The following is a 23,604-nucleotide window of genomic DNA, read 5'->3' as shown; positions in this document are numbered from 1 at the left end:
TTTAGTTGGTCTTATCCTTATTAAATATATTCCCAATTTCGCGTGATATTTTTCTGAATATTGGAGAAGTTTGCACAGATTCATACTCATCTATATGCTGATTTTCTTGACGACTTGGGAAAATAATAACCAAATTTTGATTTTTATAATAGCGTCCCACGCGTTTTGCTAGTCCATCCAAAGAATCTCGGTAAGACACCTCTCCGCTCCTTGCCGAAACAAAAACAAGTAAAGAATCAGAATTACTGAAAGTAGCTAATCCGTAAATATTGTCCCAATCTTCGTAATTACCGAAGCTGACTTCTACGCTAGATTTCAACTTCTTGCGTACTTCGTTCAATTTTTCTTCTGTACGTGTATCACAAACAAAACATATAGGTAATGACAATTCTTGAGCCAATTTTAATATTTTTTCTAACCAATATTCAAAACCGATTTCTGATTCGGCTAAGGGCGGCACAAAAACATTTATTGAACGATGAGAAATCAAAGGTTTGTCAATTCTACACATGAAAAGCGTAGTATCAGTTTTATTCAAAATACTTTCGGACTTCTCGCCAACAATTTTATCAACTATAGATGTTACGCTTGGCCATCCCATCAGAATCAAATCTGCCATAATTTTATCTGACATGCGAGCAATACCTAGTGGAATATTAATATCAACAGTAGTCAACAATTCTACTTCCGTCTCTGCTCCAGAAGCATATTTTGCAGTATTTTCCAGATTACGCCTTGCTTCTATTATATTCTTTTCCGCTTGCTCGTCGTCAGGTACAACACTTATGATATTTAGTGGATACGGTGATTTCTTTGATTTGATTAACGTTGCAAAATCCAAAATAGGTTCAATATTATTCATGTTTGCAATAGGAATCATAATCTGTTCTTCTGATTCAATTACATGCTCAATATGTTCATTATCTTGGTGTCCTTCACGCACTACTTTTTTCGAAGCACTTTCAGTTACCATTGTAGCAATTATACACGTCACTAGAATCAAAACAATAGTACCATTAAGGACATTTTCATCAATAATATTATTATTGTATCCGACCATAATGACAGCCAATGTAGCGGCGGCATGCGCATTGCTTAATCCAAAAATTAAATTACGTTGACTAGTTGAATATTTAAATGTCAATTGAGTGGCTGTAGCAGCTAAAAATTTTCCTAATACAGCAACTATAGTTAATGTTCCAGCTACAATTAATGCAGTAGGGCCTTTCGTCAGCACGCTAAAATCTACAATCATACCTACCGATATCAAAAAGAAAGGAATAAATATTGCATTTCCAATAAACTCTATGCGATTCATTAACGCAGAAGAATGCGGTATCAATTTATTTAATGCCAGTCCTGCCACGAAGGCACCGATAATAGGTTCTAATCCTGCTATCTCTGCCATGAATGCTGCAAAAAATACGACCGTCAAGACAAAAATATAATGGCCTGTTTTCTCGGCATCAATTTTTTGAAAAAACCATTTCGCTATGCGTGGAATAATTCCAAACATGATGAGTAAAAATACTGCAAAAGAAACACCTAGCGTGACCCAAAATTCTTGCGTGATATTTCCTTGCGAAGCACCTGTTATTACTGCCAAAATAATCAGGACGGCCGTATCAGTTAATATAGTTCCTCCGATAGTAATGGCTACAGCCTCATTTTTAGATATCCCATACCTACTTACGATAGGATAAGAAACCAAAGTATGTGTCGCAAACATACTTGCAATCAATATACTTGGCAGAAAACTGTATTCTAGAATATAAAAGCAAACAGGAAAGCCAATAGCTATTGGTATAATAAACGTAAAAAATCCAAAAAGACCACTTTTATGTCTCGTCTTCTTAAACTCATTCATATCCAACTCAAGACCAGCTATAAACATGATATAAAGCAAACCTATAGTGGAGAATAAATTAACTGCTGAATTATTCTCCAGCCAATTAAGACCATGAGGACCTATAACAACCCCCGCTAAAATCAAACCTATAATCCCAGGTACGCGGATTGAGCGCAACAGTATTGGAGCTAAAAGAATAATAAGTAAAACTAAGGAGAAAATTAAGACAGGATTCGTAAGTGGCGCTTGAAAAGCATGTAAAATGTGATCTATAACTTTATTATTCATCGTATTCTGCTATATCTGTTCTAATTTTATCTGAATGAATAAAATATTCGCAGTTAAAATACGAAAAAAAGATAGCAATCAGGAATTTTGATTAGTTACTTAAACTGTATCGTTTTTATTGGAGAAATCTTTGTAATTAGCATAGAAGGTATTATTGTAGTGATGAAAACCAATACAATAACCGAAATATTGAGCACTACGACCGTCAAAACATCAATGTGCATAGGTACGTATTCCAAATAATATATACTTGGATCAAGCTTAAAGAAATGTGTTGCTCGCTGAAAGAAATAGGCTGAAATGGCAACTAAATTTCCAATAAATAATCCATAACCGATTATATATAAGGAATTCATCATAAAAACCTTACGTAAAGCGCTATTGTTCATTCCCAACGCTTTAAGAATACCGATCATATTGGTTCTTTCGAGAATAGTGATTAATAATGATGAAATCATATTTATAACTGCAACAATAACCATCAGCACGAAGATAATATCATCGTTCATATCGAGCATTTCGAGCCAATTAAATACATCAGCCCAATAATCAATTACGTGTGTTGCTTTCAATGACACGGGTAAAACTTCGTTTACAGCATCTGTCGATTGCTCTAATAGTGCAAAATCCTTTACTCGAATCTCATATGCTCCAGTTTCATTTACAAGCAGCTGATTTAATCTTCGAATAACTTCAATTGAACCTACTACATAATTTTTGTCCCAGTCATCTGAATTGGTACGATAAATTCCTTGTATCAAAAACTTACGCTTTCGGGTTCTATTTTCTTGAACGAAAGACATAATCAAATCATCACCGACTTTTAAGTTTAATCTATTCGCCAAGTAATGCGATATTAAAAGCTGTTGATCAGCATTTTCTGCTGACAAATCCAGGGCATTTCCTACGACTAGACTCTTCTTCAAAAAGCGCTGATCATAATCCGGCTCAACTCCCTTTAACATCACTCCCTCGACTTCCGAATTCACATTGATGATTCCAACTTTGGTGGCAAAACCGTTTACCGACTCAATATTAGGAATATTTAAAATTTGAGTAGTTTGTGAATCACTAAGGAAAACAGGTCTTAACTCATAGTCCGCTAATGTCTGTTTTGTCACAACGATATCCCCAAAAAAACCGCGTTGTTTGGTAGTAATTTCCTCTTTGAATCCTCGAAGAATTGCAACAGATAATAATATTGCTATGATAGCTATAGACAATGCACCTATAGTGACACGTACTATAAGTTTTGAAAAAGTTCGCTGACCTTTTATATTTATTCTATTCGCTAAAAATAAAGGAAAATTCAACCTGCAATATTATTTTGTAACTTCGCAAAGTTAATAATTTTTGGCACTTGACAAATTTTGCCATACTGTTTTAAAATAAAAATATTAAGAAAATATGCGTATAGTTTTTATGGGAACTCCAGATTTCGCGGTGGCTTCATTGAAAGCCTTGCTTGATGCTGGAGAAAATGTAGTTGCCGTAATAACCGCTCCAGACAAACCAGCCGGAAGAGGACAAAAATTAAATAAATCTGCTGTTAAAGTTTTTGCTGAAGCTAACAATATGCCCGTTCTCCAACCCGAAAAACTTAGAGATCCGCAATTTATTGAAGACCTTAGATCTTATAATGCAGACCTACAAGTTGTTGTCGCATTCCGAATGCTCCCAGAAATTGTTTGGAATATGCCCCCTTTGGGTACTATCAATGTTCACGCCTCTTTATTGCCTCAATACCGTGGTGCCGCCCCTATAAATCATGCAGTAATTAACGGTGAGAAAGAAACAGGTGTAACTACATTTCTACTACAACATCAAATAGATACTGGAAATATATTGCTTGCGACCAAGGTTGAAATTGCCGATACAGACAATGCTGGAATTGTTCACGACAAGTTAATGCATGCAGGTGCTGAAACTTTGATCAAAACGGTAAATGGACTTCGAAATAAGACCATAACTCCTATACCGCAAGAAGACCTTAATCAAGAAGATTTAAAGCACGCACCAAAAATTTTTAAAGAAGATTGCCTAATCGATTGGGAGAATTCAACGGAGAAAATTTATAATCAAATTCGCGGTCTAAGTCCATATCCAGCGGCATTTACATTTCTGAACGATAAAGTGCTTAAGATATTTGAGACAAAAAAAGAAATTGTTGAACACAACAATCAGCCAGGTACTTTTCAATCGGACGGCAAGACATTTTTAAAGTTTGCAACAAAAGATGGATATCTTCATTTGAGTACCATTCAAATTGAAGGCAAAAAGCGCATGGAAATTAACGAATTTTTAAAAGGATATCGGTTTGAGAAATAATTGTTTTTGCATTTAACTTTATTCTTCTTCGTAAACTATAATATCCCCTGGCTGACAGTCTAAAGCTTTGCAGATAGCTGCTAAAGTAGATAGACGGATAGCTTTCGCTTTATTGTTCTTTAATATCGATAGGTTGGATAATGTTATACCGACATGTTCACTCAATTCATTAAGCGACATACGTCTTTTTGCCATCACTTGATCCAAACGAATTACTAACTTTTTCATTTTAATAAAGTTTATAAAAGAAAAACATTTTAGCTACAAAAAGGTTTTAGATTATGAAACTAAAAATAATTTATTGCATTAGATTGAGTTATTAACATATTTTAATAAATTTTGGAATGATTTTTGAAGTTAAGAAACAACTTCCAAAGTATTTGTAACTCCTTAATAATGAAGCGATAAATTACAAAATTATTACACAAAATGACGTAAAAATTTAGTATTTTTGCAACATCCAGAAAAAAGGTATAAAAATTAATGAGACAGCTCAAAATTACACAATCGATCACGAATCGTGAATCTCAATCTCTTGACAAGTATTTACATGAAATTGGTAAAGTTGACTTAATTACTGCTGAAGAAGAGGTAATTTTGGCGCAACGTATTCGCGAGGGTGATCAAGTGGCATTAGAGAAATTAACAAAAACCAACTTACGTTTCGTCGTTTCTGTTGCTAAACAATATCAGAATCAAGGCCTTACATTAGGTGACTTGATTAATGAAGGTAACTTAGGCCTTATTAAAGCAGCAAAACGTTTTGACGAAACAAAAGGTTTTAAATTTATCTCCTATGCTGTGTGGTGGATTCGTCAGTCTATTTTGCAAGCTATCGCTGAACAATCACGTATCGTACGTCTTCCCCTAAACCAAGTGGGATCTTTAAGTAAAATCAGCAAGGCTTTCTCCAAATTAGAACAAGAGTACGAACGCGAGCCTTCTCCAGAAGAATTAGCGGATATCTTAGAAACTACAGTAGATAAGGTTTCAGATACGTTGAGTAATTCAGGTAGACACGTATCAATGGATGCACCATTTGTACAAGGTGAAGAAAATACACTATTAGATGTATTGGAAAATTCTGACCCAGATACAGATAGTTCATTGATTGACGAGTCATTATCAGAAGAAATCAAACGTTCACTATCTACTTTAACAGAAAGAGAAAGAGAGATTATCGTATTATTCTTCGGATTAGGATCAAACCACCCACTATCACTTGAAGAGATCGGTGAAAAATTTAACTTAACGAGAGAGCGTGTACGCCAAATTAAAGACAAAGCTTTGCAACGTCTTCGTCACACTTCTCGTAGCAAAATTTTAAAATCTTATTTAGGCTAATTTATTAGCTCATAAAAATTTGGAAAGCGCAAGATAGTATCTTGCGCTTTATTTTTTGTCAAAATTTCATTGTAAAATAATATAAATATGAAAATTTGACAGCTAAAATTATTCAAATCAGACAAAAATTCCGAGTATAAGCTCAAAAAACTCAAAGGCATTTCATTTGTTAAAATACTGATGTAAGTGAAAGGAACATAACACATGAATTTTAATAACTATACAATCAAAGCGCAAGAAGCTATTCAAAAAGCATCGGAAATTGCAGCTGGCAATCAGCAACAGGCAATTGAGCCAGCACATATACTCAAAGCATTACTAACTGTAGATGAGAATATTATTTCTCACTTATTGAAGAAACTAAATACAAATATAAACTACATCAGTACGGAAGCTGATAAATTAGTTGATTCTTTGCCAAAAGTTTCAGGTAGTAATATTTATTTAAGTAATAATGCAGCATCTGTTTTGCAGAAGGCAACTAGTTACTTGAAAGAATTTAACGATGAGTATGTGTCTATTGAACATCTTTTATTAGCACTTCTCTCCTCTTCAGACAAAGTGGGAAGTCTCTTAAAAGATCAAGGAATAAATGAAAAAGATTTAAAATTAGCTATAAAAGAATTGAGAGGAAATAATAGAGTTACAGACCCAAATGCAGAAGCTACGTATAATGCATTGGGCAAATACGCACGCAACTTGAATGAGTTCGCGGAATCAGGAAAATTGGATCCTGTAATCGGACGTGATGAAGAAATTCGTCGTGTGATGCAGATTCTATCGCGTAGAACGAAGAATAATCCAATATTAGTTGGTGAGCCAGGTGTAGGTAAAACTGCGATTGCTGAAGGTATTGCGCACCGTATCATCAAAGGTGACGCACCAGAAAACTTGAAATCTAAAACTGTATTCTCCCTAGATATGGGAGCTTTGATTGCCGGCGCGAAATATAAAGGTGAATTTGAAGAGCGCTTAAAAGCTGTGGTTAAAGAGGTTTCGGATTCTGATGGAGAAATCATTTTATTCATCGATGAGATTCATACATTAGTTGGCGCAGGTGGTGGCGAAGGCGCAATGGATGCCGCTAATATCTTGAAACCTGCTTTAGCACGTGGTGAATTACGTGCTATAGGTGCAACCACATTGAATGAGTATCAAAAATATTTTGAAAAAGACAAAGCCCTTGAGCGTCGCTTCCAAAAGGTGATGGTCGAAGAACCGGATACACAAGATGCAATATCTATCCTTCGTGGTTTGAAAGAGCGTTACGAAACGCACCACAAAGTGCGCATTCTCGACGAATCGATTATTGCGGCTGTGGAATTATCTCAACGATATATCACAGATCGTTTCTTACCAGATAAAGCGATTGACTTGGTGGATGAAGCAGCTTCCAAACTACGTCTGGAAATGGATTCTGTGCCAGAAGCGGTAGATGAATTGGATCGTCGTATCATGCAATTAGAAATTGAGCGTGAAGCGATAAAACGTGAGAAAGATGAGAAAAAAGTAGGTGAATTATCTGAAACTATAGCAAATCTATCTTCTGAACGTGATTCACTGAAAGCAGCATGGCAATCTGAAAAGACTTTGGTCGATCGTGTGAACCAAGAAGTTCAAAATATTGAGAACTACAAATTGGAAGCCGACCAAGCAGAACGCCAAGGCGATTATGGAAAAGTAGCCGAATTACGTTATGGTAAAATAAAGGAAGCACAAGATACCGTTGAAAAACTTAAAGCAGAACTGAACGAAAAACAAAAAAGTTCGCGCATGCTAAAAGAAGAAGTTACGGCAGAAGATATTGCAGATGTGCTATCACGTTGGACAGGTATTCCTGTTAGCAAAATGGTACAATCAGAACGCGAAAAGCTATTAAACCTTGAGGATGAATTGCACAAACGTGTGGCTGGACAAGAAGAGGCTATTGAAGCAATTTCGGATGCAATTCGCCGTTCACGCGCTGGACTAAGTGATGCAAAACGTCCAATTGGTTCTTTTATCTTCTTAGGAACCACGGGTGTAGGCAAGACGGAGTTAGCAAAAGCTTTAGCTGAATTCTTGTTTGATGATGAACAAGCTTTAGTTCGTATCGACATGTCTGAATACCAAGAGCGTCATTCCGTATCGCGTTTAATTGGTGCGCCTCCAGGATATGTCGGTTATGATGAAGGTGGTCAATTGACAGAAGCAGTACGTCGTCGTCCGTATTCAGTTGTCTTATTGGATGAGATTGAAAAAGCGCATCCAGACGTATTCAATATTTTGCTGCAAGTATTGGATGATGGACATTTGACAGATAACAAAGGTCGCGTGGTGAACTTTAAAAATACGATTATCATTATGACTTCAAATACAGGCTCACATATCATCCAAGAGAACTTCTCTTCGTTGACAGATGTGAATCGTGATGAAATCATAGCGAAAACAAAAGACGAAGTATTTGAATTGTTGCAAAAATCAATTCGTCCAGAGTTTTTGAACCGTATAGATGAGATCATTATGTTCACGCCGTTGAGCAGAAATGAAATTGGTGATATTGTACGTATGCAGTTCAATCATGTGACACGTCAATTGGCAGAACAAAATATTCAATTGACAGTGACAGAAGAAGCTTTAGATTGGTTGGCACAATTGGGATACGATCCTATTTATGGTGCACGTCCATTGAAACGTGTGATTCAAAAACGTATTTTGAACGAATTGTCCAAAGAAATACTAGCTGGCAAAGTTACATCAGATTCAGCTATTCAGTTGGATGTGTTTGATGGTAAGTTTGTATTTTTAAATAAAACAGAGGGATAAGATTTAATAATTCTCCTTTCACAAGGTTCTTTTCAGCGATGGAAAGAACCTTATTATTTTTTTTAAATCTATTGAAGGCGTATTCATAAATAAATAATATTTTAGCGACAGATAACTAATATATAAATCTGTGGAAATTAATTGGAATGAGGTCTGGGCAAAAATCTTTATAAATAAAGATGAAAAGGCTTTTCAAAAATTATTTCTTCATTTTTATAATGATTTAGTACACTTTTCTAATGCTATAGTAGGAGATCTTGGATTAGCCGAAGATATTGTTTCCGACATCATGCTAGCTATTTGGAATGGCAAAATTGATTATAAGTCAATTAAAAATGTAAAAACATACCTTTTCAAGGCTACAAAAAACCGCAGCTTAAATACCATTAATAGAGATAAGATCCATCTCAAGTATGTGCATTCAAAAGTTATAACAGAATATGCTAGTAGCCCAGAACAATTACTAATTGATAAAGAATTAAAAGATCTATTGGATAATGCCATAAATAATCTACCTGAAAAGACTAAAATGGCTTTTGTACTTGTTAAAGACAATTTACTCACCTATCAAGAGGTTGCTGATATTATGAACATAAGTAAAAACACGGTTGATAGGCATATTCAAATCGCATTTCAAAAAATAAAATCAACTTTATCCATTTTAAAGAGCTAATAACCATAGTTATACAAAAATATTCAATTTTGTATTGGTGATAATGATCAGGTAGTTTGTCTTATTTATATAACCAAGACATAATGACTGAAGATCAATTTTATAATCTACTACATAAATATATTGCAGGTTCAATTTCGAATGATGAATTGGAACTTTTAACTAAGGAATTAGAACGAAATGCTGATCACAAATCGGTATTTATCTATCTAACAAAAAGCACCGTAAAAAAAGATAGTGCTGAGATCCTTGATATAAAATTTCAAAAAATATTAAATAATGTTGAAAGCAAAGAATTCAGCGATCTTTCATCATCTAAAATAAAACTTTACAAAAATATATCTACATATATTGCAGCGGCTTTAATTCTTATCATAGGCTATTTCTCCTTTCAAACAATTTTTTCAAACTCAAATTCCAGAAATACTTATAATATTTCAACCAAATATGGTGAACGAAAAGAATTTATATTACCTGACGGAACGAAAGTATGGCTTAACGCCGGCTCTTCGATACACTATAAATTAGACGAATCGAAAAAAACACGAGCAGTTACATTAGATGGAGAAGGATTTTTTGATGTAGCACATAATAAAGAATTTCCGATGATAATATCGGCTAAAGAATTGGAAATAAAAGTAATAGGCACATCTTTTAATATTCGCGCTTATAAAGATGAACGTTTAAGCGAAGCAAGTTTAATATCGGGTAAGATTGAACTTCAAATAAAATCTGATAATAAAATAATTCAACAAACTGTAATGAGTCCTGGTGAGAAAATAAAAGTACTTAGCGAGAATCAACAATTACTATCGACTAATCTAAAATATAAAGAAACAGAAAGTAATAATACACCTTTAAATATTTCAAAAACACAAATCACACCTCTAGAAAATAACACATCTCTCCAAGAAACAGCTTGGAAAGAAAATGTTCTCATTATGGAAGGCGAAAGTTTAAAAGAAGCATTACCAAAACTTGAAAGATGGTTTGGTTCAAAATTAACGATTCAAAATCCAGTCTTAGATACAGTAAAAATTACTGGACCGTTCCAAGAACAAAGTATTGAAGAATTAATTCAGATCTTAAAATTGTCAGGACTTACTATTAATTATAAAAAAGATAATAATAACCAAATAACACTTTACTAACTATGAAATAAGATAAGGAAATCAATTAAAAAAGGGGACAGAATCCATCCCCCACTTATGTAATGAATCAATTTTTAAGTACAATGCCCTGAGAAAGTAATGTACTTTAACCAATTCAATCAAATTTATGAAAATTAATTCACTCTATTGCAGTGAACAATCACTGCTATTAAAAACTTTTATGATGGTAAAACTCATCATTTGTTTTATTATTACGAGCACACTTCAAGTCGCAGCAAACAATTTAAAAGGGCAAGAAAAAATAAGTCTTAGATTGCATAATAGTAATCTAAAAACTGTATTGAATGCTATTGAAAAACAAACAAACTTGAAATTTGTCTACTTAGATAAATTGGTTGAAAATAAAGAAATAGAACAGCTAAACATTTCTAATCAACCTTGGAATCAAGTATTAGGACCCATTTTACAAAATGTAGGTTTATCTCTTCAATCTATTAATGATAATCGCATTGTCTTATCTCCTATCAAACCTACTCAAGAAGGAGCTATTATCAAGGGTATCATTACAGACAAACAAGGTTCACCAGTTACTGGTGTTAGTGTTGTTGTGAAGGAAAACAATACAGGAGGTAGTACGGATATTGATGGTAAGTTTGAAATAAAAACTACAGTCAAAGAGCCGACATTAATAATTAGTTACGTTGGTTATATCACACAGACGATTCCATATTCCTCGGCTAATTTAAAAGTTGTATTAGATGAAGATTTGACAGCTTTAAATGAAATCGTAGTTGTTGGTTTTGGTACTCAGAAAAAGGCTAACTTAACAGGAGCTGTATCATCTGTTGATATGGAGAAAGTACTTGGAGATAGACCTGTAAGTTCTGCTTCTCAAGCTTTGCAAGGAGCTGTACCAGGGATGCAGGTTACATTTGGTAGCGGAAGACCAGGCCAAAGTACTGATTTAAATATCAGAGGAATCACGTCAATTAACGGAGGATCCCCATTAATTTTAGTTGATAATGTTCCTATGTCTTTGGATAATGTTAATCCCAAAGACATTCAAAATGTCACGGTATTGAAAGATGCAGCAGCAGCTTCAATATATGGTGCAAGAGCAGCCTTCGGTGTTGTCTTGATCACAACCAAAAAAGGAGCTAAAAACCAACCTACACAATTCAATTATTCTACAAATCTAACTTCATCGAGTGCCACAAGTCTACCAGAAAAAGCTTCACCGCTGGAATTTATCCAAGCACTTAAAGATTTTGGAAATACAACATATTGGACAGGACAGAATGTGGATACATGGTTAGGATTATTACAAGAATATCAGAGCAATCCAACTAAATATCCAGAAGGAATTACTACTGTAAACGGGACTCGCTATGCCTTAAAAGAATACGATATGTACAATGAAGTTTTTGAAAAAGGCTTTGAACAACTACATAATCTATCAGTAAGTGGAGGTAGTGAAAAAATTGCCTATCGTCTATCGGGTATGTTTACGAACGAAGATGGCATCATGGCTAGTGATAAAGATTCGTACAAAAAATACAATTTGAATTCGTATGTGAGTGCGGAGATCGCTCGAAATCTTAATATTTCAGGTAATATCTTGTATAGGAATGATGCAAGAAGAACACCAATGAATATGGGTGAAATGTTTTATAGAGCAATCTCACATGGCTCCTTCATCAATACAGGATTTGATATCGGAATGGATGGAACTGAAGTTCCTTATGGCACACCAAATAATTACTTGAAATATGAAGAACCAAGTGTCTTAAAAAGAGATGATTTACGATTATTCGGAAAATTGGAGTACTCTCCTATTAAAGGATTAAATGTAACTGGTGAATACACTTTTAATAAAAACCACGATAACGACACTTACTATCAAGTGCGTCATAAATACATGAATCCTAATAATTATACTGAAGAATATCTTTTTAACAACGAATACTATCAACGCACGAATTATACAACGCAGTACAACGCTTTGAATTTATATGCTAGTTATAACCATGCACTAGAAAATCATAATTTCAAGTACTTGATAGGTACTAACTATGAAAAAAGTCATAACCAAAGCTTTTGGGCTAATCGTGCTGATTTATTAAGTCCAAGCTCACCTTCTTTAGGCACAAGTACTGGTAATCAGAGTGTAGGTGATGGTTTCGGTCAATACGCAGTCTTAGGATATTTTGGGCGTATCAACTACGATTATAACAATAAGTATTTGTTAGAAATAAACGGTCGATTTGATGGTTCTTCACGCTTTTTAGAAGGTTCTAAATTTGGATTTTTCCCATCTGTTTCCGCTGGTTGGAATATCGCAGAAGAAAACTTTATGTCTGACATAAAAAATCAAGTAAACCTATTGAAGTTAAGAGGGTCATTTGGAGAAATTGGAAACCAGGTTGTATTAAATAGTTCAGGAAGTCAAGTGTATTTCCCAGTTACACCGAATATGAATACTTCTAATGCCAACTGGATTAATCCAATAACAGGTATTAGACAATTAACAATCGCGCCTCCTAGTCTTGTTTCTTCAACATTTACTTGGGAAAATGTGCGTACATTAAATTTAGGTGTGGATTTAGGCATTCTTCAAGGCCGACTTAACACTAGCTTCGATTGGTTCAAAAGAAAAACAATTGGAATGCTGTATCAAGGAGCTGATTTGCCAGCAGTATTAGGTGCGACTCCTCCATTCCAAAACAGTACAAACTTAGAATCTAAAGGTTGGGAATGGGAATTGACTTGGAAAGATAATATCAATAAATTTAATTATTCATTAGGATTTAATTTGTCCGATAACCAAGGATATATTACCAAACTTGAAAACAGCACTGGATTAATCAACTCATATTATGAAGGAAAGCAAATAGGCGAAATTTGGGGTTATGTTTCAGAACGCCTTTATACAGTTGAGGACTTTGTAGAAGGCTCACTAAATGCAAATCTGACAGGAGGAACATTAAAACAAGGAATTGCAGGTTTTACGGGCGTTGCACAGAATCCAGGCGATATCAAGTATGCCGATTTAGATGGTGATGGTGTAATTTTCTCAGGTAATGGGACACTGTCTAATCCAGGAGACATGAAAGTCATTGGAAATAATACGAGAAGATATCAATATGGAATAAATGGTAACTTTAATTACAAAAACATAGATCTTTCCATCTTCCTACAAGGTGTTGGAAAGAGAGATATCTGGATGAGTAATCATATTTTTTGGCCATTTAACAATGAATTCAATACTGTATTCAAGCATAACATGGATTATTGGACGCCAGAAAACACAGAATCACACTATGGTCGCGTGTATGCAAATGCAGGCTTAAATACTTCTGCGAATAAAAGAGTGCAAACCAGATTCTTACAGGATGGATCGTACTTGCGTATCCGTAACATCACTTTGGGTTATAATTTGCCACAAGAGCTTCTACGCACCAAATTTATCAAATCAGTCCGTTTATTCGCGACAGGTGAAAACCTATTCACATTTGACAATCTACCAACAGGCTTTGAAGCTGATGGTGCTGATTTGGGCTCAGGGGGTATTTATCCATTCCTGAAGAAATATAGTTTTGGTTTGAATGTTAACTTTTAAACGGTGAATCTTACAATGAAAAAATCAATTTTACATATAGGTCTAGTAATCGCTTTAGGACTATCAACAACAAGTTGTAGTAATCTTTTGGAATTATCACCCGAAGGTACACTTACAGAAAATACGACATTTACATCTTATTCAAATTTTGTTGCCTATTCATGGCAATTTTATGGGACATTCCCTGGTTATAGTAATTCTGTACCTAATTCAGAAGTAAATACCGATTTATTTGCATTAGCAAATGCAAATGCGACTTCAGACTGGCTTTGGAATCGTGTAGTAACACCAAGTAGCTCTGGAGATTACAACACACCTTACAATAATATTCGCATTATTAATATTATGCTGGATAATATTGATAAGCCGAATCAATTGACAGATACGGAAAAAAAACATATGCGTAGTCTCGGCTATTTCTTTAAGGCTTATCATTATATGGATTTGTTAAATAAATATGGCAAAGCAATATGGGTAGAGAATGCACTTACCGATGGCGATGATGATATTCTCTATGGAAATACCTCATCAAGAGAAGAGATCGCTACTAAAATTTTAGAAATGCTCAACTATGCGGAAGAAAATATTAAACCAACTGGCGACGGCGCAAATTCAATTAACACGAATGTAGTGCGCGCTTTACTCTCTCGATTTGGCTTGCGCGAAGGAACATGGAGAAAATATCACGGATTGCAACAAGCAGAAGTATATTTACGAGCTAGCGCTGAAGCTTCTAAAAAATTAATTACTACTATTCCTGATTTACATTCTGATTATGATGAACTTTTTAATAGTGAATCTTTAGCAAGCAATAAAGAAGTGTTATTGTATAAACAATATGAGGTAAATCAAATCACACACACCTTGGCTTCTTTAGCACGTAACTCTTCAGGACGTTGGGATTTGACAAAGGCGGCAGTAGATTTATATTTATTGAAAGATGGTCAAACGAGATACACAAGCCCTATGTTTGATGGAGATACTGATCCTTACAAAGAATTCAGAAATAGAGATACGCGTTTATATTTCACAGTTCCTCCTCCATATAAAACTGTAGTGAATCACCCAAGTTACACTTGGACACATACTACGAATCCTGCTGATCGTGAATACATTGATTTGATGAACACGTTATCCATTCCTACACGCAAAACATTACCAGCTGTGAATTGGCAGGGTTTAGTATTAGCACAAGAGCCCCATTTTGTTGATTATAATCTTGGACAGCCATTTAATGTAACTTATACAGGATATAGATTCTACAAATTCAGTAATAAAATAAAGATGTTACAAAATGAGGACATCAATGACGCTCCAATTTTCCGAATGGGCGAAGTACTATTAAATTATGCTGAAGCAAAATATGAATTAGGAGAATTTGATCAAAGTATAGCTAATAGTACGATCAATAAGTTACGTGCTAGAGGTCAAGTTTCTTCCCTACAAATTACTACTATTGCAAATGATCCAACCAGAGACCCTAATGTATCTCCAATACTTTGGGAAATCCGTAGAGAACGTGCGGTAGAACTTATGGGAGAAGGATTTAGATTTGATGATCTTCGACGTTGGAAAAAAATGGATTATGCTGCAAAACGTAAAATTGGAAGATATATTACAAAAGGAATTGATGTACCGCAAAATTCGATTATACCTATTTTGAATGGTGCATCAGCGGGATATATCGCTTACGAAGATGTACCTCCGGCATTCTCTGATCATTATTATTTATACCCGATTCCTTCAGCAGAAATTGTATTAAACAATAATATAACACAAAATGCTGGATGGCAATAGGTACACAAATTAATGTCTAGTAAATTTACTTACTAGACATTATATTTCTATTTAATCAAAATACTTTAAATATGCTTAAGATAAAACACATACTATACTTTATCCTATTTTTAGCCTTATCTGCAAATGCGCAATCAAAAAAGCCAAATATTGTATTTATAATGGCTGATGATTTGGGTATTGGTGATCTTGGTGCGTATGGCCAGACTAAAATCAAAACTCCCAATCTAGATAAATTGGCTCAGCAGGGAGCAAAATTTACACAATTCTATGCAGGTACATCTGTGTGCGCGCCATCACGCGCATCCCTAATGACAGGAATGCATACCGGACACACTTATGTACGTGGAAACAAAGAAATTGAGCCCGAAGGTCAAGAACCCTTAGCTGACTCTATACGAACTTTTGCGATGGATTTACAACAAAATGGATATGTAACTGGAGCATTTGGGAAATGGGGACTTGGAATGGTCGGAACGAGCGGAGATCCAAACCTTAAAGGATTCGACACCTTTTACGGATATAATTGTCAGCGACAATCACACCGCTACTACCCTACGCATTTGTGGCACAATGACAACCGCGTAATCCTTGCTGGAAACAATCTAACAGACAAAGTTCATTATGCGCCTACTCTTATCCAAGAACAGACATTGAAATTTATTGATGACAATAAAGAAAAGCCTTTCTTCCTTTTTGTGCCTACAGTATTGCCTCATGCTGAATTAGCTGGCCCTGATGATGAATATTTCAAAATGTATGAAAATGCTTTTGTGGAGACTCCGCACAAAGGTCAAGATTACGGGGCAAATGCAACCATAGGTGGATATGCTTCTGTGGACAAGCCACGCGCCACATTTGCTGCAATGGTCACGCGTATGGATGCTTACGTGGGTCAAATAATTAATAAACTTGATGAATTGGGGTTGCGCGAAAATACAATCATCCTATTTACAAGTGACAATGGTGCACATCGTGAAGGTGGAGCTGATCCTGATTTTTTCAACAGTACAGCAGGTTTTAAAGGTGTCAAAAGATCGCTATATGAAGGTGGTGTACGTACTCCACTAATCGTAAATTGGAAAAACAAAATTGCTCCCAACCAAGATATTAAACATGTTGGAGCATTTTGGGATGTGTACAACACAATGTTAGAAATCGCTAATTTAACAGCATCTACTCAAAGTGATGGACTATCGTTTTTGCCGACACTCGTAAAAAATGGAAAACAAAAGAAACATACATATTTGTATTGGGAATTTCATGAAGATGGAGGAAGACAAGCAGTTCTATCCAAAGGTTGGAAATTAATTAAACAAAATGTCAAATCACCTAAAGATTCTTATTTCGAACTTTATAATATTGACAAAGATCCATTCGAACAAAATAATTTAGCGACTTCAAATCCTAAAAAAGTTAAACAACTTGCTAAGTTCATAGATGAAGCACATACTGAAAGTGAAATATATCCTTTGTTAGCTAAATAAAACGCATCAATACCGAATATAAAATAAGGTTCTTTCTAACTACTGAAAGAACCTTATTGTTTTTACCACTTACCCCCAACCCCGTCTAGTTTTGGCACAATACGGCATACCATTTGATGATAATAATGCAAAAGAAAGGTTGCAAAATGAAAATTAAAAATATCCAAAAAGTTGTAGGTCCAATGCCAATAGGCGATCCTTTTATTTTAGGCGCTTACCATTATGACAAATATCCAGAAGGCAATGGTAATTTCGGGCCTAAAGCTCATTTAGAAGGTAAAAATTTAGGTAACGATTTTGACAGAAATGCGGATTGGCGAATGTATCACGGTAAAGAAATACCAGGATTTCCGTTCCATCCACATCGAGGATTTGAGATAATCACCATAGCTGAAGAAGGATTTGCTGATCATTTTGATTCCAAAGGATCAAAAGGTCGTTATGGTGAAGGCGATGTGCAATTAATGAGCGCAGGGTCAGGCGTATTGCATGGTGAGATGTTCCCTCTGATACACGAAGATAAAGATAATCCGTTGCGTCTATTTCAAATTTGGTTGAATCTTCCAGGAACTAGTAAGATGACCGAACCACAATATAAAATGTTGTGGCATGAGAACATTCCAATAGCTAAAATTGGTGAGGATGTTAAAGTCAAAGTTATTTTGGGTGAATACAACGGTATAAAGTCTATTGATGCTTTACCATACTCATGGGCTAAAGATCCAAGCCATCATGTCGGCGTAGCTTTAGTAGATTTAGCTCCAAATGCAACCTACACTTTAGATGCTGTTTCGGAAACTATGAATAGATTTGTTTTCTTTTATGATGGTTCAGGAAGTATTAATATTGAAAACAATACTTTGCAACAAAATTATATCGCAGACCTTAATGGCGGTGAGGAAATCCTCATAAAAAACAGCAATGAACGCGCTAAGTTATTAATCTTAGAAGGTGAACCGATAAATGAACCTGTGGCAGCTTATGGACCATTTGTCATGAATACAAAAGAAGAATTGGATCAGGCATTTGCTGATTATCGCAAAACACAATTCGGTGGATGGCCTTGGGGACATGAAGAGATCGATGTTGTACACCCAAAAGATGCTGGTCGCTTTGCTAGCTATAATTTCGGGAAAGAATTAGACAAACCTAACGTCTAACAGTAAAGGAGTTTAATTATGTATTGAACTCCTTTTTTTTGGTAATTTTCCTCCAATTTTATTTTGTTGAATAATTTTATTATCTTCTGACAAAGTAAAATGAAATATGGATAGTGCAATTGTGATAAGAAAATACAAACCAGAAGATCGTACAGCATTACTGCAAATCATAAAAAACAATACACCAAAATATTTTGCAGAAACCGAAATTGAAGATTATAAAACGTATCTAGAAGAAGAAATTCAAGACTATTTTGTTGCTGAACTGGATGATAAAATAATTGCTGGAGCAGGAATAAATTACGATAGAGACAAACAAATCGCTAAGATAAGTTGGGATATTGTAGATATTGGCTTTCATAAACAAGGAATCGGCTCTTTGTTATTAAATCATCGTTTGGAAATCATTGCAAATCGTAAAAATATCAAATCCATCATCGTACGTACTTCACAACATGCGTATGCCTTCTATGAAAAAAATGGCTTCAAATTGCTCGAGCGACATAAAGATTATTGGGCTGAAGGATTTGATATGTATAAAATGAGTTTGCCAAAAAATAAAATTGTCGGAGCAGAATAGTAATTTTAAAATGTATAATAAGTAAATATGAATAGTACAAAACCCATTGGGATAATTTTAGTAGCTGTAGTTTTTATAATAATAATCCTGATGTTTGGATTACCTACTTATAATGTTTGGCAGCAAGAAATGGCTGGAAAGGCTGAAATGGCTAAAGCCGAACAAAACCGTAAAATATTAATCGAAGAGGCACGTGCGCGGTTGGAGGCAGAAAAACTAAATGCACAGGCAGAGGTTGAGCGTGCTAAAGGTATGGCTGAGGCTATGAAATTAGAAATTGGCACACTGAATAGTACGTATAATCAGTATCTATTTATTCGCACCCTAGAGAAATTAGCTGACAAAGGTGATTTGCCACAAATTATATACATGCCATCGGAAGGTCTAGTACCTGTCTTGGATGTCAATCATTCTAAAAAATCAGTACAACCTGTTGAGTAAAAAGGATTTCGAATATTATTCTTACAAGTAAAGCCTTCAATTTTGAAGGCTTTATTTGTATTTATTAAGTCTTGAACTTCTAAATTTCTACCTCGATAAGGGCTGCTAAAGGTATTAACACCCCGCTTTTGATTTGCACATATTTATCCGTAACAGACCAAACTGTTGTTTCCACACGCAATGGTCCATCTATCGTATTAAAAACAATGGAAGCTTTTGATTTGAATTCGTTGCCAAGACGCTGGGCATCTACCAATTTACTTCTCAATTCTTCGGATCTATTTGTCTCAGCGGCTATAAATTTATGATTTAAGATATCTTCTTTCTCGATTATTGTTCCTATCATGTTTATTTAGATTTAAATCCGACATTTAATTATTAGATAAGTAAATATAAATAAATGCAGAAATAAATGAAAGAATGCAACAAAAGAAATACGCAAATTAATAGATTTAGCCGATGATCAATGTAGCTTTAAACAACATAGTGTTGCTATTGATTATAAGTTCATGCTTATCAGGATAAAGTAATGACAAGCGAGCCTTAAATTTGGAAATTATACTTGTCGACTCTTGATTATTCAAATGATGATTTACATGATTGCTCACCTCTAATTTTATCTTATCCCCTACACTATTCAATTTTATACGTATAGGGTATTTTTCCAAAGAATTATATCCATATATAAGTGCATTTTGAATCAATGGGAAAAGTATAAATGGTGCTATAACACACGAAGAATTAACTGCAATATTATTCTGCAATTTCACATAGAAATTAGATTCAGCGAGAGTTTGATATGCAGAAATATAACATTCTATGTTTTCAATTTCTTTCGATAATTCTAAATCCTTCTCTAAATTTACAGCAGTCATCTTAGAGAGATATGCTTGGAGAGAATTTAACTGATTTTGTTTGATAGCCAATTTAATTAGATGCTTATCAAACATAGCTGAATTAACACTTAATGCAGCTGCCAATTGCATTTTCTCAATATCAACTTCTTGCTCTTTATTAAATAAGTTTGTGAGGAAATTTTTCATGTTATTCTAAACCTGACACACCTCCCGATACAACCAATTTCATCGCATCTGTAGCAGACATATTCAATTTTGACACATATTTGCTTTCCACCACAACTACCTGTCCTGCTAGTGAATAAGAAAATGGAAAGTAAACAATTACTTCACCTTCCAAACCAATTTTTGCTAAGTCTCGTTGCGTTAAAAAACCAATTTTTTTTAAACCCATATCATTCACTTTTACTAATACAGGTTCGTTGAATTTTTTAGCATCACCAACAAAAGCCTCGGTAAAATCCTTAATCGAAGAATATAGTGTATTAAATAATGGAATTCTATTTACTGTACGACTCAGCCAATTACGGATAGGCTCTGTTACGAAAGTAGTAAATATAAAACCAACCAATATTAGAATACAAATTACCATTAACAAACCTCCTCCAGGAATGTATAACGGATGCCCATTTTCATCTTCCAGAAAATGCTGCGAAATATTAAGTGCATTATCGAGTGATGCGAAAATCCAAATAATAAGAAATACAGCACCAGCAACAGGCACAACAACAAGTACACCTTTAATTAAATAATATAAAACCCTTTGAAACAACTTCTTAAACATATTAATCTAGATTATTCGTAATAATAAACCCGTTTGACTCGTGCCGAAATGCCCGTTAGCAATTCATATGAAATAGTACCAATTCGTCGAGATGCCTCAGTCACATCTGGAAATACAATTACTTCGTCTCCCTCTTTTGCATATACATCAGTCATATCAAGCATACACATATCCATACAAATATTACCTACCGTCCGAACCATTTGACCATTCACTAGCATTTCTCCAACTCCATTTCCAAAGCGTCTATTATAACCATCGGCATAGCCAATTTTCACAGTAGCAATAATGGAATCTCGCGTCAAAACACCTTTTCTATCGTAGCCGACAGTCTCTGTTTTTGGAATATGTTTGATTTGAGTTATTGTAGTTTTCAATATTCCAACTTCTTCCAAATCTAAATCTTGTGAACTCATGTCATAACCATAAAGACCTATTCCCAAACGAACCATATCCATATGGGCTTCTGGATACTGAGTGATACCCGAAGTATTGCAAATATGTCGAATAAAATCATAGCGCAAGGCATTTTTGATTTTATTGACTATAGTATTATAAACAGTAATTTGATGTGCTGTGAAATCAATCAAATCTTTTGATCCTGCTCCTACCAAATGAGAGAAAGCAGAAACAACTTTCACCTCTTTATTATTTATTAAAATATCAAGCAAATCTTCGATTTCGCTTTCCATAAATCCAAGTCTATGCATGCCTGTATCCAATTTCAAATGTATCGGATAATTCTGTATATTCTGATCTCTCAAATATTCAACAAATGCTTTAAGTATCCGCAAAGAATATATCTCAGGTTCAATATTATATTCGATAATATCATCAAATGCGCTTTCATGTGGACTTAGAACCATAATGGGCAATCTGACTCCTGCACGTCGCAATTCACTACCTTCATCTACAAATGCTACAGTCAAATAATCCACATTATTAAATTGCAATACGTTCGCCACCTCAAACGAACCACTGCCATATGAGAAAGCCTTAACCATTGCCATCATTTTCACAGAAGAATCTATTTTAGAACGGTATTGTTTAAGATTATGCTCCAACGCTTTCAAATTAATTTGCAAAACTGTTTCGTGCGATTTTTCTGTTAACCGACGACTTAGTGATTCTAATTTGAATTTTCGTGCTCCTTTAATTAAAACGACTGCATTCGAAAAATCCAATTGCGACAAACTTGCCAACAATTCTTCGGTACGATCGAAATAGTGAATGTTTGCTTTCGAAGTTGGAACAAATGATTTAAATCGACTACCAATCAAAACAATTTCTTCCAAAGAGACTGAACTAAGTAAATTATGTAATTTAATCTGAAATTTTTCGGTCCACTCTTCACCCTCAAAGTCACTTAAAACCAGGATCTTTCTTTCAAATTGATTTTGTTGATTCAAAAAATCCAAAGCAATATTGAGTGAAGCTAAATCATTTGAATACGTATCGTCAATAATACTACTGTGGTTCTTTCCCTTCTTAAGCTTTAGACGCATATCCAAAGACTTTAATGTGCGAATTCTCTCCTGGATAACATTGACGTCATATTCCATCTCCAGCATGAACAGTACGCAGGTAAGCGCATTATCAATTGAAGCTTTGTCCGTAAATGGAATTTCAATTTGAAATTCCAAATGCTCGTAGGCGAGCGACAGCTGAGAAGACAAATTTAAATTTAATATTGATTTTACTAGTAGCTTATCTGTCGGTAAAATCCCCCAACTAACTACGCGGGAGTCGGATAAAAACTCCTCAGAAAGTTGTGCAGAAGGCGCAATAATTTTTTCAGCGTGAGTAAACAACTTCCATTTCTCTTGTAGTTTTTCATCTTTCGAAGAAAAACCTTCCCTATGCGCTGTACCCAATGAGGTAAAAATCCCCCAATTTGGCTGAATCATTTTCTGCAAATAGTGCATTTCATCGCGCTTACTTATTCCTGCCTCAATAAAAGCCAATTCAAAATTATTCGCTAAATTCCATAGAGACAACGCCACACCAAGCTGTGAATTATAGCTTTTGGGACTTTGATACACTTTTTTATCCTCCTTGAGAAGTTGCACCAACCAATCCTTTACTATAGTTTTACCGTTACTTCCGGTAATGCCAACAATCGGTATATTAAGTGTATTCCGATGCCGTGTAGCCATGGCTTGCAAAGCGCGCAACGTATTTTCTACCCAAATAAAATTCGCAGCAGTATAAGAATTAATATTCAGATTTAAATCGGATACAACAAAATTTCGAATGCCTTTCTGATAAGCATCTTTTATATACTTATGTCCATCTTGATGACCCTTCAAGGCAAAAAACACACTTTGTTCTCCTGTATGTATTTTACGTGTATCGTACGCCAGCTTATCAAATGTCAAATCTGGATTTGGAAGTGTCTTTTTTAATAGTTTTAAACTTTCGAGGAAATCAGATATTACGTACATAGCTTTGTTGTTAATACAAATTTGACCATAATTTTT

General features: G+C 34.7%; 18 protein-coding genes. 11 read left to right on the top strand and 7 right to left on the bottom strand.

Annotated features, from left to right (window positions below):
* Position 1 precedes the first annotated feature (1 nt).
* On the bottom strand, positions 2–2,137 hold the full coding sequence (locus tag GOQ16_RS05495) for a cation:proton antiporter (RefSeq protein ID WP_160068380.1): 2,136 nt from the start codon (positions 2,135–2,137) through the stop codon (positions 2–4).
* A 95-nt stretch (positions 2,138–2,232) separates the two neighbouring features.
* On the bottom strand, positions 2,233–3,450 hold the full coding sequence (locus GOQ16_RS05490) for an ABC transporter permease (RefSeq protein ID WP_160068379.1): 1,218 nt from the start codon (positions 3,448–3,450) through the stop codon (positions 2,233–2,235).
* 94 nt (positions 3,451–3,544) lie between these two features.
* Between GOQ16_RS05490 and fmt the strand changes: the two genes are divergently transcribed.
* Positions 3,545–4,465, top strand: a complete 921-nt coding sequence (gene fmt, locus GOQ16_RS05485; RefSeq protein ID WP_160068378.1) for a methionyl-tRNA formyltransferase — start codon at positions 3,545–3,547, stop codon at positions 4,463–4,465.
* Positions 4,466–4,483: 18 nt separating this feature from the next.
* On the opposite strand, the gene GOQ16_RS05480 is transcribed toward fmt, so the two are convergent.
* The gene (locus GOQ16_RS05480) at positions 4,484–4,693 is read right to left on the bottom strand and encodes a helix-turn-helix domain-containing protein (protein WP_149913686.1); all 210 of its coding nucleotides are present in this window, start codon (positions 4,691–4,693) and stop codon (positions 4,484–4,486) included.
* Between the two features lie 255 nt (positions 4,694–4,948).
* Between GOQ16_RS05480 and GOQ16_RS05475 the strand changes: the two genes are divergently transcribed.
* The 10 genes from GOQ16_RS05475 (at position 4,949) to GOQ16_RS05430 (ending at position 19,483) form a co-directional block, all read left to right on the top strand.
* On the top strand, positions 4,949–5,809 hold the full coding sequence (locus GOQ16_RS05475) for a sigma-70 family RNA polymerase sigma factor (RefSeq protein WP_079642450.1): 861 nt from the start codon (positions 4,949–4,951) through the stop codon (positions 5,807–5,809).
* A 204-nt stretch (positions 5,810–6,013) separates the two neighbouring features.
* Entirely contained in the window at positions 6,014–8,614 is a 2,601-nt protein-coding gene (gene clpB, locus GOQ16_RS05470; protein WP_160068377.1) for an ATP-dependent chaperone ClpB, read from the top strand.
* A 130-nt stretch (positions 8,615–8,744) separates the two neighbouring features.
* Positions 8,745–9,287, top strand: a complete 543-nt coding sequence (locus GOQ16_RS05465) for an RNA polymerase sigma-70 factor (RefSeq protein ID WP_160068376.1) — start codon at positions 8,745–8,747, stop codon at positions 9,285–9,287.
* Positions 9,288–9,370: 83 nt separating this feature from the next.
* Positions 9,371–10,438 (top strand): FecR family protein, encoded by a 1,068-nt coding sequence (locus tag GOQ16_RS05460; protein ID WP_160068375.1) that lies wholly within the window; start codon positions 9,371–9,373, stop codon positions 10,436–10,438.
* A gap of 127 nt (positions 10,439–10,565) precedes the next feature.
* Positions 10,566–14,018, top strand: a complete 3,453-nt coding sequence (locus GOQ16_RS05455) for a SusC/RagA family TonB-linked outer membrane protein (RefSeq protein WP_160068374.1) — start codon at positions 10,566–10,568, stop codon at positions 14,016–14,018.
* 15 nt (positions 14,019–14,033) lie between these two features.
* The gene (locus tag GOQ16_RS05450) at positions 14,034–15,815 is read left to right on the top strand and encodes a RagB/SusD family nutrient uptake outer membrane protein (RefSeq protein ID WP_160068373.1); all 1,782 of its coding nucleotides are present in this window, start codon (positions 14,034–14,036) and stop codon (positions 15,813–15,815) included.
* 71 nt (positions 15,816–15,886) lie between these two features.
* Positions 15,887–17,302, top strand: a complete 1,416-nt coding sequence (locus GOQ16_RS05445; RefSeq protein WP_149913680.1) for an arylsulfatase — start codon at positions 15,887–15,889, stop codon at positions 17,300–17,302.
* A gap of 146 nt (positions 17,303–17,448) precedes the next feature.
* Positions 17,449–18,462, top strand: a complete 1,014-nt coding sequence (locus GOQ16_RS05440) for a pirin family protein (protein ID WP_160068372.1) — start codon at positions 17,449–17,451, stop codon at positions 18,460–18,462.
* 106 nt (positions 18,463–18,568) lie between these two features.
* Positions 18,569–19,042, top strand: a complete 474-nt coding sequence (locus GOQ16_RS05435) for a GNAT family N-acetyltransferase (protein ID WP_160068371.1) — start codon at positions 18,569–18,571, stop codon at positions 19,040–19,042.
* Positions 19,043–19,069: 27 nt separating this feature from the next.
* Entirely contained in the window at positions 19,070–19,483 is a 414-nt protein-coding gene (locus GOQ16_RS05430) for an SPFH domain-containing protein (protein WP_160068370.1), read from the top strand.
* Positions 19,484–19,562: 79 nt separating this feature from the next.
* Here the strand turns inward: GOQ16_RS05430 and GOQ16_RS05425 are convergent, their stop codons facing one another.
* The 4 genes from GOQ16_RS05425 to GOQ16_RS05410 form a co-directional block, all read right to left on the bottom strand.
* The gene (locus tag GOQ16_RS05425) at positions 19,563–19,829 is read right to left on the bottom strand and encodes a hypothetical protein (protein WP_160068369.1); all 267 of its coding nucleotides are present in this window, start codon (positions 19,827–19,829) and stop codon (positions 19,563–19,565) included.
* Between the two features lie 106 nt (positions 19,830–19,935).
* A complete protein-coding gene (locus GOQ16_RS05420) occupies positions 19,936–20,526 on the bottom strand; it encodes a sensor histidine kinase (protein WP_160068368.1) in 591 nt (196 codons plus the stop codon).
* A gap of 1 nt (position 20,527) precedes the next feature.
* The gene (locus GOQ16_RS05415; protein ID WP_160068367.1) at positions 20,528–21,124 is read right to left on the bottom strand and encodes a DUF502 domain-containing protein; all 597 of its coding nucleotides are present in this window, start codon (positions 21,122–21,124) and stop codon (positions 20,528–20,530) included.
* Between the two features lie 11 nt (positions 21,125–21,135).
* On the bottom strand, positions 21,136–23,568 hold the full coding sequence (locus GOQ16_RS05410; protein ID WP_160068366.1) for a bifunctional UDP-N-acetylmuramoyl-tripeptide:D-alanyl-D-alanine ligase/alanine racemase: 2,433 nt from the start codon (positions 23,566–23,568) through the stop codon (positions 21,136–21,138).
* Positions 23,569–23,604: the final 36 nt, after the last annotated feature.

This window comes from Sphingobacterium bovisgrunnientis (assembly GCF_009829085.1).
Classification (GTDB): domain Bacteria; phylum Bacteroidota; class Bacteroidia; order Sphingobacteriales; family Sphingobacteriaceae; genus Sphingobacterium; species Sphingobacterium bovisgrunnientis.
Note: the sequence above shows the minus strand (reverse complement) of the source record. Positions and strands in the feature narration are given on the sequence as shown.